Below are 13,667 nucleotides of genomic sequence, written 5' to 3' on the forward strand. Positions count from 1 at the left end.
TTGTGTGACCGGTGCTGGCGAACACGACGCTGGCAGCCGCCACGGGGAGGACAAGTGCTTGTGACACGAGATGTGCCGGTGGGTGGGCGCCCACCGGACCCACCGGGAGCCGCAACCTCCGCGCCGGCAGAGCTGGTCTTCGACGACTTCTACCACGCCCACTACCGCGGCCTGGTGGTGCAGCTGACCGCGTACACCGGTGACCGGGGGCAGGCACAGGACCTGGTTCAGGAGGCGTTCTGTCGGGCGTACGCCCGCTGGGACCGGCTCGCCGGATACCAGGACCCCCTGGCCTGGGTCCGTCGGGTCGCGTGGAATCTCGGACACAACCGCTGGCGGCGGCTGCGGACCGCCCAGCAGTGGCTGCTGCGGCAGCGCGAGACACACGCCGCGGAGCCGAGCCCCGACCGGGTCGCCGTCGACACCGCGTTGGCGAAGTTGCCGCCGAAACAGCGGCGGGCCGTCGTACTGCACTACCTCGCCGACCTGACGGTCGCGGAGATCGCCGCCCAGGAACAGGTCGCCGAAGGGACCGTCAAGTCCTGGCTGCACCGGGGCCGAACCGCGCTCGCCACTCACCTACGCGACACCTTTGAGGAGGTGCGGGATGTCTGAGCAGGAGATTCTTGACCTCGCCGAAGAGTTCGCCCGTTACCGCCGTACCGCGCTGGCGGAGGTCGAGGCGCCGGGGCCCGCCGCCGTTCGACGGACCGTACGAGGCCGCGGCCGACGCCGGCTGGCTGCCACCGCCACGACGGCGCTCGCCCTGTTCGGCGGGTCGGCCGTCGGATACGCGGCGTTGAGCGGCCCGGACCATCGGCCCGGTCCGGTCGACCCGACGCCGAGCATCTCGGCGTCACCGACGCCGACGCCGACGCCGACGAGTCCGACCCCCAGCCCTGCCGGGACCAGTGCCAGCCCGACCATCGGGGTTCCGGACGGCCGGTTCAGCCGGGCCCAACTGCTGGGGGTGCCGGTGACCCTGCCGGCATGGCGGGCCGGACGAGGCTGCCCGGCGTCGCAGACGCGGCTCACCGCCGACGCACGGGAGGGCGCGAACTGGCTCCTGGCGCTCGACCACGGCGACATCGACGGCGACGGCGCGGCGGAGACAGTGGCTCTCGTGCAGTGCGTGCTCGGCACCCGCGGGCCGATGCAGGTGGTCGCCTTCGACCGCGACGAGGAAGGAAAGGCCACGACTGTCGGCCGGGTGGTCGCGACCACCATCGACAAGCCGGAGTGGCTGTTCGCGCTGGATGTCGTGGGCGACGGCACGGTTCGTGTTCAGGTCGGTGACATCGCTCCCGGGGGTGGCTGGAACGCCAGGTGGTCACAACGGCAGTGGCGGGGCTACCGCTGGAAGGGTGACGCCTTCAGCCAGGTCTCCGGGCCGACGAGCTTCGGTCCGAACCCGAACCTGGCGGACGTCTCCGTCACCACCGGTGACCTCGTGCTGAGAACTGCCGACGACGGCTCCCGGACGGGTACGGCCACGGTACGGATTCGTAACCGGGGCACGGGCCCGGTCGCCCACGTGGTGCTGCGGCTGGGCGTGCCCGCGGCGGTGCGCGCGGACGTCGACGGGTGGGGCACGTGCGCGGGCGTCCACGACAGCGTCGAACCGATCACCTGCCGCCTGGGTCAGCTGGCCGCCGGGGCGGAGATGCGGTTGGACCTGGACTTCCGGGTGCTCGAAGGGATCACGCTGAGCACGAACAAGGCGGACGTGGACGTCCAGCCGATGGACAGCGAACGTGACGTCCTGCCGGACGTCAACAGAGCCGACAACCTGGTTCAGATGACGTTGACCTACGGCTGACGGTCGCCGGCCGCGTCGTACGCCACGGGGGCGTACGACGCGGCCGGCGCTCCGCTCACCACGCGGGCGCTGGCCCCGCGTCCGACCCCGCCTCGCCACTCAGTCCCCCATACGACAGTCGATCCACAGCGTCGGCGGCAACCCCGAGGCCCGTTCCGGGCTTCTACGGGGGTACGGCGCGCCGAGCAGGACCGCCGACAGCGGGGACCACGGAAACGATCCCCGCTGAGCGAGTGGTACGACCGCCTCGGGTACGGGCCCGACGGCGAACGGGGAGGCAGTGACAGTGATGACGGGAACCCGTGCCAACGAGCCACCGGCGGCAATTGCCGCGATGGCCGGAGAGCGCAGCACGACCGAGAGCTTCGACGACTTCTACCACGCGCACTTTCGCAGCGTGACCAGCCAACTGAGTGCCTACGTGGGCGACCTCTCACAGGCCCAGGATTTCGCGCAGGAGGCGTTCTGCCGGGCCCTGACCCGGTGGGACCGGCTGGCCCGGTACGACGACCCGGTCGCCTGGGTCCGGCAGGTCGCCCTGAACCTCGCCCGGAGCCGTTGGCGGCGGCTCCAAACCGCGCGCAACCACCTGCTCCGGCAACGGCGGGTCGAGGCCACGATGGCCGGGCCGACGCCCGATCGGGTGGCGATCGACGCTGCGCTGGCCCAACTGCCCGCCCACCACCGGCGGGCCGTCATCCTGCGCTACCTCGCCGACCTGCCGGTCAATGAGATAGCGAGTCAGGAGGGGGTGGCCGAGGGCACCATCAAGTCCTGGCTGCACCGCGGCCGGACAGCGCTGGCGGAACTGCTCGACGAGAGCATCGAGGAGACGGGCAAGGTCTGACATCGCCCTGCGGCTACGGGCCCGGCCGGCACCGAAGGCCGGGCCCGTAGCCGCACGGTCAGCTCGGCGCCCAGTTGGGGCGTTGCAGCAGACTGACGAATTCCACTAGCAACCGCTCGCGCAGCGCCGATGGCGCGGCGTCGAGCAGTGTGTTCACCAGTGCCATCCGCTCCGGCAGCGGTCCCGCGTCCGATCCCTCCTCGCCACCCAGGCCCAGCCCGGCGGCCAGGCCGGCGATCAGGTCCGGGGTCAGCGCCTCGGGGGTCAGCGCACCGACCAGTGCCGCCAGCTCGGCGGGCAGCCGCACCGGGCCGGCGGCCCTGGCTGCGGCCACAGCGGCGGTCAGGTCCGGCCCGAACTCGGCGACCCGGGGCGCGACAGCGGCGGTCACCGTGAGGTGCACGCTGGCGGGCAGGCCGTCGTACGACAGTTGGGGTTGGGTGTGCCAGCCCCGCGCGGTCAGCTCGTCGACCAGGACGAACAGGTCGGGGGCACCGTCGGTGGCGGTGAAGCAGACGACCGTCGACTCCGGCTCGGCCATCAACCGCAGCCCGTCGACGGCGCGGACCGCGTCGGCCAGCCCGGCCACCGCGTCTCGGGTGAGGGCGGTCAGCCGCAGGTAACCCTCGTCGCCGAGGTGCCGCAGGGTGGCGTACGCGGCGGCGATCGGGCCGCCCGAGCGGGTGGACGCGATCACCGGGTTGATCATGGTGTAGCCGGGCCAGTCGGCGTACGCGAAGTACTGCGGGGCGCGCAGCGTGGCGTCGCGGTGCAGCAGCACCGACACCCCCTTCGGCGCGTACGCGTACTTGTGCAGGTCGACCGAGATGGAGGTGACCCCGGGCACCGCGAAGTCGAACGGCGGCACCGGCTCCCCGAGCCGACGCAGGTACGGCAGGGTCCAGCCGCCGAAGCAGGCGTCCACGTGGCAGCGAACCCCGGCCTCGGCCGCGGCGGCCGCGATCTGCGTGACCGGGTCCACCACCCCGTGCGCGTACGACGGCGCGGAGCAGGCGACCAGCACCGTCTCCGGGCGGATCGCGGCGGCCATCGCGGCCGGGTCGGGACGCAGCGTCTCCGGGGAGACGGGCACGACGTCCAGCGCCACCCGCAGGTAGTGCGCCGCCTTGGCGAATGCCGCATGTGCGCTCGACGGCACCACGATCCGGGGTTCGGAGATCTCCGGGTGGGCGTCCCGGGCGGTCTTGACGGCGAGGATCAGTGACTCGGTGCCGCCGCTGGTGACGCTGCCGACGACGTCCGGGGCGGTGGTGCCGGGGCCGGCGCGCAGCACCCGGCCGGCGGCGCCGACGAGCGCGTTCTCCATGGCCAGCAGGGACGGGAACGCGGTCGGGTCCAACCCGTTGACGTGCGCGCTCTCCCGGTGGGCGGCGGCGGCCAGCTCGTCCAGCCCCGGGACCGCCGGGTCGTAGACGTACGCGAACAGCCGTCCCCCGTGGGTGGGGGCGTCACCCGCCCGCAGCTTGCGCACCTCTTCCAGAACCTCTTCCGCTGGAACCCCGGTGGCGGAAAGCGCTCCGGCCTCAACCCTGCTCTCGTCGATCATGGGGTAACGGTGCCCTTCTCGTGGCGGTCAACGCTTTCGTCCCCGAGCACAACTCCCTGATCGGCCAGGTCGCTGTGGGCGGTGAGGGTGTACTGGCGGAGCAGGAGGATCGGCGGGGCGATCAGCAGGGCCGGGATCAGCGTGAAGCCGAGGAGGACGCCCAGCCTCGCCGTGTCGGACTGGGCCGCCGCCGAGCCGGTGTCGGAGGACACGTAGCCGGAGAGCTGGAGCACCAGTCCGTAGATGCCCGGGCCGAGCGCCAGGCCGAAGGTCTCACCGGCGGTCCACAGCCCGGTGAAGACGCCCGCCTGCCGTCGACCGGTGCGCGCCGTCTCGTGCGCGATGCAGTCCGGCAGCATCGCCAGTGCGAAGACCTGCTGTCCGGCGTACCCCACGCCGATCAGCGCGACCAGGAGATAGCCGGCGACCGCCGGCAGCACCGGCGCGGCGACCAGGGCGAAGGCCCCGACGGCAAGGATCAGCGAGGCGACCACCAGTGCGGTGCGCTTGCCCAGCCGGGCACCGATCCGGCTCCAGACCGGCATCACCAGCAGCGCCGGCCCGACGAAGCAGACGAAGAGCAGGGTCGGCCCGCTCTCCTCGTCGCGCAGGATCTGCCCCGCGAAGTAGTTGACCCCGGCCAGGATCGTCGCCACCCCGGCGGACTGCACCACGAAGCAGATCAGCAGTGCCCGGAACGGACGGTTGGCGCCGGCCACGGCGAGCTGGGCGCGCAGCGTCGGCTCGCTCTCGCCCACGGTGCCGGTCGGCGCGGACCGGGTGCCCAGGAACGCGCCGAGGGCGCCGAGGGCGATCAGCACCGCCACGAACAGGCCCATCCAGCGGTGCCCGGCCACGCCGTCACCACCGGCGCTGACCACCAGCGGCGCGACCGCGCCGGAGACCAGGATGGCCAGCGCCAGCACCGCGATCCGCCAGGTCATCAACCGGGTTCGCTCGGCGTAGTCGCCGGTCAGCTCCGCCGGCATCGCCACGTACGGCACCTGGAAGAAGGCGAACGCGGTGGCGGTGGCGAGGAAGGCGAACGCCACGTACGCCGCGGCGCCCGAGCCGTTACCGAACGGCGCGGCGAAGATCGACGCGAACAGGACGGCGAGCGCGAGGCCGGCGACGAGCAGGTACGGCCGGCGGGCGCCCCACCGCGACCGGGTGCGGTCGGAGATCCGCCCGGCGACCGGGTTGACCAGCACGTCCCAGGCCTTGGGCAGCAGCACCAGCAGCGCGGCCAGCCCGGCGGCCACACCCAGCGTGTCGGTCAGGTACGGCAGCAGCAGCAGACCGGGCACTGTGCCGAACGCTCCGGTCGCCAGGGAGCCGAGCGCGTAGCCGGCGTGCACCCGTCGAGGCAGCGAGCCGGGGCCCGGCGGCGTTTTCATGGGGCCGAACATTACTCACGTTGAGTCGGGGGTCACATCCCCTCATCGGGCGACCAGCCCGCCGCCGCGATGTCCACACCCTCGCCGCGCAGCGGCACCCCCTCGGCCCGCAGTCGGGACCGCGCCTCCCGCTCGTGTCCCGGCGGCAGTCGACCACTCGCGGTCACCACCCGATGCCAGGGCACCGAGCCCCCGTGCCGGGCCATGATGCTGCCGACCAACCGGGCCGAGGCGCGGCCCGAGCGCTCGGACAGGGCGTCGGCCACCCCGCCGTACGACATGACCCGGCCCTCCGGGATCCGCTCGACCAGGTCGAGAACCGCCTCGACGTACTCGTCTGGAGTCACAATCCGCCACCATATGGGAACGCCGCCGGGCGGTGCGGCGGTAACCACGCAGAATGGTCGGGTGCGCGACGCAGTCACGACGGCCCGGCGGGTCGTCGTCAAGATCGGATCCTCCTCGTTGACCACCGCCACCGGCGGGCTGGCCGACGAGCGCGTCGACACGCTGGTCGACACCCTCGGTCGACTCACCGCCGAGGGGCGCGAGGTGGTGCTGGTCTCCTCCGGCGCCATCGCCGCCGGGCTCGCCCCGCTCGGGCTGTCCCGACGCCCGCGCGACCTGGCCACCCAGCAGGCCGCCGCCAGCGTCGGGCAGGGGCTGCTCATCGGCCGGTACGCGACCAGCTTCGCCCGGCACGGCCGCACCGTCGGGCAGGTGCTGCTCACCGTCGACGACGTGACCCGGCGAGCGCACTACCGCAACGCGTACCGGACGCTGCGCAAGCTGCTCGACCTGCGGGCGGTGCCGATCGTCAACGAGAACGACACGGTGGCCACCCAGGAGATCCGGTTCGGCGACAACGACCGGCTGGCCGCCCTGGTGGCCGCGCTGGTGCACGCCGACCTGCTGGTGCTCCTCTCCGACGTGGACGCGCTCTGGACCGGTGACCCCACCAACCCGCGCTCGACCCGGATCGCCGAGGTGCGCGACGACACGGACCTCGCCGGCATCACCATCGGCGGGACCGGCCGGTCCGGCGTCGGCACCGGTGGCATGGTGACAAAGGTCGAGGCCGCGCGGATCGCCACCGGCTTCGGCATCCCGGTGGTGCTCACCGCCGCCGACCTGGCCACGCCGGCGCTGGCCGGTGAACCGGTCGGCACGCTCTTCCACCCGCAGCGGCGACGTCCGACGGCCCGGTTGTTCTGGCTGGCCCACGCCACCTCACCCCGGGGCCGGCTGCACCTCGACCCGGGCGCCGTCGCCGCCGTCGTCGGGCGGCGCAAGTCGCTGCTCCCGGCCGGCATCACCGCCGTGGACGGCACGTTCACCGCCGGCGACCCGGTGGACCTGGTGGACACCGCCGGCGCGTCGGTCGCCCGAGGGCTGGTCAACTACGACGCGGTGGAGCTACCCGGGCTGCTCGGCCGCTCCACGTCCGAACTCGCCGCGGCGCTCGGCCCGGCGTACGAACGAGAGGTCGTCCACCGCGACGACCTGGTGCTGCTGTAAGCCAACTGCCCAGCTGAGGAGTAGTCGATGAGCGTCGTCGAGCAGGCGAAGCGGGCGCGGGACGCCGCCGCCGACCTGGCCACTGCCACCCGTACCGTCAAGGACGCCGCGCTGGTGGCGATGGCCGACGCGCTCGTGGCCCGTACCCCGGAGATCCTGAGCGCGAACGAGACGGACCTGGCGGCCGGCCGCGAGGCCGGGCTGAGCGCGGCCGTGCTGGACCGGCTCGCGCTCGACGCGGGTCGGGTCGCCGGGATCGCCGACGCGCTGCGGGAGATGGCCGCGTTGCCCGACCCGGTCGGCGAGGTGGTCCGCGGGTCCACCCTGCCCAACGGCCTGGAGCTACGCCAGATCCGGGTGCCGTTCGGGGTGGTCGGCATCATCTACGAGGCGCGGCCCAACGTGACGGTGGACGCCGCCGGGATCTGCCTCAAGTCCGGCAACGCGGCGCTGCTGCGCGGTTCGTCGTCGGCCGCGCACTCGAACGCCGCGCTGGTCGCGGTGCTGCGTGACGCGGTCGCCGGGGCCGGTCTGCCCGCCGACGCGGTGCAGTTGCTCGACGCCAGCTCCCGTGACTCGGTCAAGGAGCTGATGCGCGCCCGGGGTCTCGTCGACGTGCTCATCCCGCGCGGTGGCGCGTCGCTGATCCGCACAGTGGTCGAGGAGTCGACAGTGCCGGTGATCGAGACCGGGGTGGGCAACTGCCACGTCTACGTCGACGCCGCCGCCGACCTGGCGAAGGCCGTCGCGGTGACGCTGAACGCCAAGACGCAACGCCTGTCCACCTGCAACACGGCCGAGTCGCTGCTGGTGCACGCGGGCATCGCCGACGCGTTCCTGCCGCTGGTGCTGGCCGCGTTCGCCGAGGCGGGGGTGACAGTGCACGGCTCACCCGAGGTGGCCGCCCACTCCGCCGCAGTGGTCCCGGCGACCGAGGAGGACTACGCCACCGAGTACCTGTCCGCAGACATCTCGGTGGCGGTGGTGGACTCGCTGGACGCGGCGGTCGCGCACATCCGCCGCTTCGGCACCGGCCACACCGAGGCGATCGTCACCGACTCGGCGAGCGCGGCCCGTGACTTCGTCGCGCGGGTGGACGCGGCGGCGGTGATGGTGAACGCTTCGACCCGGTTCACCGACGGCGGCGAGTTCGGCTTCGGCGCGGAGATCGGCATCTCCACCCAGAAGCTGCACGCTCGCGGCCCGATGGGCCTGCCCGAGCTGACCAGCACCAAGTACGTCGTCACCGGCGACGGTCACGTGCGCTAAGCCCTCGCCCTCGCCCTCCCGCCCGCCCGCCCGCCCGCGATCTTGCAGTTACTGTCCCGACATAAGGGGCATTTTTTCGCAAATACGCGACAGGAACTGCAAGATCGCCGAGGTTGGAGGGCCGGGGCGGGGCCGGGGTGAGGCCGGGGCGCGGGTGGCTCAGCGGGGTGGCGCGGGGCGGGCCGCCCGGATCGCGGCCAGCGTGGCGTGCACGTCGAACTGGTGGCCGTCGTCGCTCTCCCAGCCGCCGTCGCTGCGCTGGGTCTCGGTCAGCCGACGCAGCGCCCGCACCATGATCCAGTCCTGTGGGTCGACGCCGGCGCGGCGCAACGTGGCCGCCAGCCACGCCACGTCCCCGGGGGACATCTTCGGCATCCGCTCGGCGAGCGCCACCTGGATCCGGGCGGACTCCTGGAACATCTCCTGCCGGTGCAGCACGGCCGCGCTCAGCCAGCCCGCCGCGAGGTACGACGGCCAGCTGCCGTCCGGGCGCAGCCGCGCGGCGAGCGAGTGGGCAGCCGCCTGCACCACCCCGGCATACGCCCCACCGACCCGATGGTCGAGCGGACCGGACGCCCGGGCGTCCAGGCCGGCGACGGTGAGCCAGAAGCCGGCGTTGGCCGACACGAGGAACCCGGCCTCCGGGTCGCCGGGACGGGCCCACTCCGGTGCCGAGTCGGCCAGCGACGCGTCCTCTTCCCAACCGCCGTCGGCCTGCTGCCGGGACGCCAGCCAGTCCAGAGCGCGGCGGGCGGCGGGACGGCCGAGCGCCCCCAGGTCGTCCAGCTCGACGAGCCGGAAGCAGGTGGCGTCGATCGAGGCGACCTCGCCGCCCCAGGTGGCCGGCCAACCGCCGTCCGGTGACTGGCCGACCTCGGCCGTCTCCAGCAACTCGGCGGGCACGGCCGTGCCGTTGCGGAGCCAGGAGAGGCGGGCGCGTTCCACCGCATCCCCGTGCGCCACGACGAACCCGATCGCGGCTTCCAAGTCGACCACGGCGGAGACGCTACCTGCGCAGACGCGATGCCGCCTCGGAGAATCGGCCAGCCCGGGATGGCTGCGTCGCTCCGGCCGGACGGCCGCTCGGCGTCATCTGCGTCGATTCGCCGGGGCGGTCGCGCGGGCCGCCCCGGCGCGGCGGCGTGGCCGCGCCAGGGCCGCGCCGGCTCGATCGGTCAGTACGCGGGCAGCGACGGGTCGATCTGCTTGATCCAGGAGAGCACGCCGCCCTGCAGGTGCACGGCGTCCTTGAAACCGGCCGCCTTGAGCGCGGCGAGCGCCTCCGCCGAGCGGACGCCCGACTTGCAGTGCAGCACGATCTGCCGGTCCTGGGGCAGCTTCGCGAGGGCCTCACCGGAGATGATGTCGCCCTTGGGGATCAGGGTGGCGCCGGGGATCTGGACGATCTCGTACTCGGCCGGCTCGCGTACGTCGACGAGGAAGATGTCCTTGCCGGCGTCCTGCCACTCCTTGAGCTCCAGGGCGGTGATGGTCGAGTCGAGCGTCGCCTCCTGGGCCTCCTCGGAAACCGCGCCGCAGAAGTCCTCGTAGTCTTCCAGCAGGTCGGTGACCGTCGGGTTGTCGCCGCAGAGCGCGCAGTTCGGGTCCTTGCGGACCTTGATCTTGCGGTATTCCATCTCCAGGGCGTCGTAGACCATCAGGCGGCCGACCAGCGGCTCACCGATGCCGGTGAGCAGCTTGATCGCCTCGTTCACCTGGATCGAACCGATCGACGCGCAGAGCACGCCGAGCACGCCGCCCTCGGCGCAGGAGGGAACCATGCCGGGCGGCGGCGGCTCCGGGTAGAGGCAGCGGTAGCAGGGGCCGTGCTCGGCCCAGAACACCGACGCCTGGCCGTCGAAGCGGTAGATCGACCCCCAGACGTACGGCTTACCCAGCAGCACCGCCGCGTCGTTCACCATGTAGCGGGTGGCGAAGTTGTCGGTGCCGTCGACGATCAGGTCGTACTGGGCGAAGATCTCGCGGACGTTCTCGCGGTCCAGCGCGGTGTTGTGGATCTCCACCTTCACCAGGGGGTTGATCTCGCGGATCGACGCGGCGGCCGACTCGGCCTTGGACCGGCCGATGTCGGAGACGCCGTGGATGACCTGGCGCTGGAGGTTCGACTCGTCGACGGTGTCGAAGTCGATGATGCCGAGCGTGCCGACCCCGGCCGCGGCGAGGTACAACAGGGCGGGCGACCCGAGGCCACCGGCGCCGACACAGAGCACCCGGGCGTTCTTCAGCCGCTTCTGGCCGGTCACCCCGACGTCCGGGATGATCAAGTGGCGTGAGTAGCGGCGGATCTCGTCTACGGTCAGCTCGGCGGCGGGCTCGACGAGCGGGGGCAACGACACGGTGGACTCCCCGGGATCGGCGGTGTGAACCGCGCCATTGTTGCTCGCGGGAGCCCTCCTCGGCCATGAGGGACGACACGTGGTCCGGTATGCGGGAGCGGGAATAACCGACGACCCGGCGGATCAGGGGACGATGTCCCCCGCGTAGCGACGGCCGTCGAGGTACGGCCAGGCGTTGGCGACGCAGCCTTGCAGCCCGTACGTCTGCTGCTGCATCACCGGGGCGGGCTCCCCCGGACCCGGACACGCCTCGTGCTCCTTGCCGAACTCGTGGCCCACCTCGTGGTTGATGACGTAGGTCCGGTAGGTGTCCAGCGGGGCGCCGTAGTCGGGGACCGCCTCCATCCAGCGGGCCAGGTTGATGATGACCTGGCCGGGCAGGCGACAGGAGGTGTAGCGCTCGGTGGTCAACCCGCCCTCGGCGCACATCCGCTCGGACGTGACCGGGGTGGCCAGGTAGATGGTGAAGTCGGCGGCCCCGGCGTCGGCCACCCGTTGCACCCGCAGCTCATCGGACGCGATCCAACTGCGCGGGTCGGTCAGCACCTCGTCCACCCGGGAGGCGAACACGTCGGCGTCCTGGCCGGCGCCGCGTTCCACGACGACCCGGTATCGGTGCAGCGGCCCGTCCGTGCCGTGCACCGGTGTCTCGCCGTCGGCCACCGTGAAGCGTCCCGCTCCGACCGACGGATAGCCGGTGGGCGCCGGGTGCGCGGCCGCCCCACCTCCGTGGCCCATTCCGCCCTGCGTGGTGGCCGGAGGCTCGACCGACGGTTCGCCGCCCCGGCTCACAGTCACCCCGATGGCGCCCGCGAGCACGAGGAGACCGAGCAGCATGCTGCGACGACGCCGCCGGTGCATCCGGACGAACGCGGGACGCGCATCCCGCAACGCCGAGCTGGGCTCGGGCGGCCGGGGCGGGCCGTAAGGGGACGACGGCGTCATAGGATCAAGCCTGCCAGATTATTCGGGCATTTCTCCGTTTTTGCCGCTATTGCCGCAAGACGCCTGATGGAGGGGTCAATGGTCGGCGTGTCTTACTCAGAGGGCGGGGCCCGTGTAGCGACGCCCGTTCAGGTACGGCCAGGGGTTGACCCGGCAGCCGTCGAGGAACAGCGTCTGCTGCATCATCACCGGAGCCTGCCGGCCCTTGCCGGGGCAGCGCTCGTGCCGATGCCCGAGCTGGTGACCCACCTCGTGGTTGACCACGTACGTCCGGTAGACCGTCAGCGGCACACCGGCCGAGACGAAGTGCGGCACTGACAACCGCCACCGATCCAGGTTGATGATCACCTGGCCGGGTGCCCGACAGGACGTGTACGGGCGGCCGTTGATCCGGATGTCGACCCCACCCTTCGCGCACATCCGACCCGCGGTGCGAGCGGTGGCCAGGTAGACGGTGAAGTCCCGAGGCGCAGCCCCCGGCACCTGCTGGAGCCGCAACCTGCCGCTGTCGACCCAGCTGCCCGGCCCGGCCAGCGCCGCCTCCACCGCCTCGGCGAACTCGGTGACGTCCTCCGCACTGCCCAACTCCACAGCGACCCGGTAACGCCGCAGCTCACCCGCCCGACCCAGCACCGGGCCGGAACGGGCGTCGTAGCCGAACCCGCCCGTGCCCGCGCTCGGAACCGCGCCCGGCACCCGCAACACCGGGGGCGGGCTCGGCGTGACCGCGCCGGAGGGCGAAGGGGCGGGCGGCAGCGGCCCGGCCACCAGCGGCGGCGGCGCGCTGACCTCCTCGGCGGCCAACCGCTCAGCGCCGGGATGCCCACCCGGCCCTTCGGCGATCACGGTCACCGCCGCGCCGACGGCCACCACCACCGCCACCAGTTGGGCGACCAGCGCGAAGCGTCGCCGACGGCGAGCAGAATGGCGCGCTGAGCTGAGCATCCAGGTCAGCCTGCCAGATCAGACCGCCCCGCGGCGTCCCCCGTTTCGGTGAGCAGACCGACCACCGCGCGGGCGACCAGCCGGGGAACCTCCAACTGCGCCACATGGCCGACGCCCTCGAGCATCATCAATCGGCTGTCCGGAATGAGCCGGGCGGTCTGCGGCCCGACCCGCACGTCGACCAGACGGTCCTGCAGACCACCCACCACAAGGGTCGGCGCGCGTACCGCCTCGGCGAGGCGCCACAGCGACCCCTGCCCCCGCAGGTACGCCCGCAGGAAGCTGGAGACCAGCCCACGGAACGTCCGGACGTACGCGGCGGCGTAGTGCTCGGCCTCGTACCGCACCCGGATCTCCTCCAGCGCCTCCGCCCGGCGCTGATCGCAGATCCGGCTGAGGTCGGCGACGCACGCCTCCAGCACCTGCTGGGCCATCACCTCGGGAGCAAGCTGGGTGAGATGCCGGGCGACCAGCCGCTCACCTCGGGGAATGGCGAGCACCGGCAGCATCCGCCCCTGCAACGAGCGCCGAAAATCCAGGAACGGCAGCGCCGGGGAGATCAGGGTGAGGGTGCGGACCAGATCCGGCCGGAGCGCGGCGACCTGGACCGCGACCGCGCCACCCAGCGAATTGCCGAACAGGTGCACCGGCCCTCGACCGGAATGCTCGATCCAGCGGACGACCAGATTCGCGAAGGCCGGAATCGTGTAGCTCGGGCCCGGCTCGCTACGGCCGAAGCCGGGCAGGTCGATGGCCTGACCGTCCAGCCGGTCGGCGAGCAGTCCGGCCAGGTCGGTCCAGTTCTGCGACGACCCGCCCAACCCGTGCACGTACAACGCCGGCTCCGCCCCGGGGGCGGTGGCCGGGGTGTCCCGGACGTACGTGACCCGGCCGTCGAGGCGGACCTCCCGCCCCGGCCATGGCGGCGGGACGCGGTCGTCCGGGAGCAGGTGGTCCGGCCAGAGGGTGGCGCGTCTCATTGCTCCAGTCTGCCTCGAACCAC

At 72.6% G+C, this 13,667-nt stretch carries 12 protein-coding genes and 1 pseudogene; 5 read left to right on the top strand and 8 right to left on the bottom strand.

What is annotated here, in order from left to right; genetic code table 11:
- Window positions 1-54 precede the first annotated feature (54 nt).
- The 3 genes from ABZU43_RS07505 (at window position 55) to ABZU43_RS07515 (ending at window position 2,666) form a co-directional block, all read left to right on the top strand.
- A complete protein-coding gene (locus ABZU43_RS07505) occupies window positions 55-615 on the top strand; it encodes a SigE family RNA polymerase sigma factor (RefSeq protein WP_355005697.1) in 561 nt (186 codons plus the stop codon).
- Window positions 608-1,819 carry a hypothetical protein gene (locus tag ABZU43_RS07510; RefSeq protein ID WP_355005698.1) on the top strand — a complete coding sequence of 404 codons (1,212 nt, stop codon included), beginning with the start codon at window positions 608-610 and terminating at the stop codon, window positions 1,817-1,819. Before ABZU43_RS07505 ends, ABZU43_RS07510 begins: the two co-directional genes overlap by 8 nt.
- A gap of 334 nt (window positions 1,820-2,153) precedes the next feature.
- The gene (locus tag ABZU43_RS07515; protein WP_355006073.1) at window positions 2,154-2,666 is read left to right on the top strand and encodes a SigE family RNA polymerase sigma factor; all 513 of its coding nucleotides are present in this window, start codon (window positions 2,154-2,156) and stop codon (window positions 2,664-2,666) included.
- Between the two features lie 58 nt (window positions 2,667-2,724).
- Here ABZU43_RS07515 and ABZU43_RS07520 read toward each other — a convergent pair whose 3' ends face one another.
- The 3 genes from ABZU43_RS07520 to ABZU43_RS07530 are packed head-to-tail and all read right to left on the bottom strand — an operon-like array spanning window position 2,725 to window position 5,977.
- A complete protein-coding gene (locus tag ABZU43_RS07520) occupies window positions 2,725-4,233 on the bottom strand; it encodes an aminotransferase class V-fold PLP-dependent enzyme (protein ID WP_355005699.1) in 1,509 nt (502 codons plus the stop codon).
- Entirely contained in the window at window positions 4,230-5,630 is a 1,401-nt protein-coding gene (locus tag ABZU43_RS07525) for an MFS transporter (RefSeq protein ID WP_355005700.1), read from the bottom strand. Before ABZU43_RS07525 ends, ABZU43_RS07520 begins: the two co-directional genes overlap by 4 nt.
- 32 nt (window positions 5,631-5,662) lie before the next feature.
- Entirely contained in the window at window positions 5,663-5,977 is a 315-nt protein-coding gene (locus ABZU43_RS07530) for an MGMT family protein (protein ID WP_355005701.1), read from the bottom strand.
- Between the two features lie 13 nt (window positions 5,978-5,990).
- Between ABZU43_RS07530 and proB the strand changes: the two genes are divergently transcribed.
- Window positions 5,991-7,148 (top strand): glutamate 5-kinase, encoded by a 1,158-nt coding sequence (gene proB, locus ABZU43_RS07535; RefSeq protein WP_355005702.1) that lies wholly within the window; start codon window positions 5,991-5,993, stop codon window positions 7,146-7,148.
- Window positions 7,149-7,175: 27 nt separating this feature from the next.
- Window positions 7,176-8,417, top strand: a complete 1,242-nt coding sequence (locus tag ABZU43_RS07540; protein ID WP_355005703.1) for a glutamate-5-semialdehyde dehydrogenase — start codon at window positions 7,176-7,178, stop codon at window positions 8,415-8,417.
- A 159-nt stretch (window positions 8,418-8,576) separates the two neighbouring features.
- Here ABZU43_RS07540 and ABZU43_RS07545 read toward each other — a convergent pair whose 3' ends face one another.
- The 5 genes and pseudogenes from ABZU43_RS07545 to ABZU43_RS07565 all read right to left on the bottom strand — a co-directional run bounded on the left by ABZU43_RS07545 (window position 8,577) and on the right by ABZU43_RS07565 (window position 13,644).
- Complete coding sequence (locus ABZU43_RS07545; RefSeq protein WP_355005704.1) at window positions 8,577-9,413, bottom strand: prenyltransferase/squalene oxidase repeat-containing protein; 837 nt, start codon at window positions 9,411-9,413, stop codon at window positions 8,577-8,579.
- 179 nt (window positions 9,414-9,592) lie between these two features.
- Window positions 9,593-10,841: pseudogene (gene moeZ, locus ABZU43_RS07550) on the bottom strand (adenylyltransferase/sulfurtransferase MoeZ).
- 56 nt (window positions 10,842-10,897) lie between these two features.
- Complete coding sequence (locus tag ABZU43_RS07555) at window positions 10,898-11,719, bottom strand: DUF3152 domain-containing protein (RefSeq protein ID WP_355005705.1); 822 nt, start codon at window positions 11,717-11,719, stop codon at window positions 10,898-10,900.
- A gap of 96 nt (window positions 11,720-11,815) precedes the next feature.
- Window positions 11,816-12,664, bottom strand: coding sequence for a DUF3152 domain-containing protein (locus ABZU43_RS07560; protein ID WP_355005706.1), 849 nt, complete (start codon window positions 12,662-12,664; stop codon window positions 11,816-11,818).
- A 5-nt stretch (window positions 12,665-12,669) separates the two neighbouring features.
- Window positions 12,670-13,644 (bottom strand): alpha/beta hydrolase, encoded by a 975-nt coding sequence (locus ABZU43_RS07565; RefSeq protein ID WP_355005707.1) that lies wholly within the window; start codon window positions 13,642-13,644, stop codon window positions 12,670-12,672.
- Between the last annotated feature and the right edge of the window lie 23 nt (window positions 13,645-13,667).

It is taken from the genome of Micromonospora sp. NPDC005205, from assembly GCF_040608275.1.
In the GTDB taxonomy this organism is placed as follows: Bacteria; Actinomycetota; Actinomycetes; order Mycobacteriales; family Micromonosporaceae; genus Micromonospora.

Bases quoted from the DNA above. Each gene is read 5' to 3' on its own strand.
- ABZU43_RS07510 (WP_355005698.1), top strand. From the start codon at position 608: ATGTCTGAGCAGGAGATTCTTGACCTCGCCGAAGAGTTCGCCCGTTAC.
- ABZU43_RS07515 (WP_355006073.1), top strand. From the start codon at position 2,154: ATGGCCGGAGAGCGCAGCACGACCGAGAGCTTCGACGACTTCTACCAC.
- ABZU43_RS07520 (WP_355005699.1), bottom strand. From the start codon at position 4,233: ATGATCGACGAGAGCAGGGTTGAGGCCGGAGCGCTTTCCGCCACCGGG.
- ABZU43_RS07525 (WP_355005700.1), bottom strand. From the start codon at position 5,630: ATGAAAACGCCGCCGGGCCCCGGCTCGCTGCCTCGACGGGTGCACGCC.
- proB (WP_355005702.1), top strand. From the start codon at position 5,991: ATGGGAACGCCGCCGGGCGGTGCGGCGGTAACCACGCAGAATGGTCGG.
- ABZU43_RS07540 (WP_355005703.1), top strand. From the start codon at position 7,176: ATGAGCGTCGTCGAGCAGGCGAAGCGGGCGCGGGACGCCGCCGCCGAC.
- ABZU43_RS07555 (WP_355005705.1), bottom strand. From the start codon at position 11,719: ATGACGCCGTCGTCCCCTTACGGCCCGCCCCGGCCGCCCGAGCCCAGC.
- ABZU43_RS07560 (WP_355005706.1), bottom strand. From the start codon at position 12,664: ATGCTCAGCTCAGCGCGCCATTCTGCTCGCCGTCGGCGACGCTTCGCG.
- ABZU43_RS07565 (WP_355005707.1), bottom strand. From the start codon at position 13,644: ATGAGACGCGCCACCCTCTGGCCGGACCACCTGCTCCCGGACGACCGC.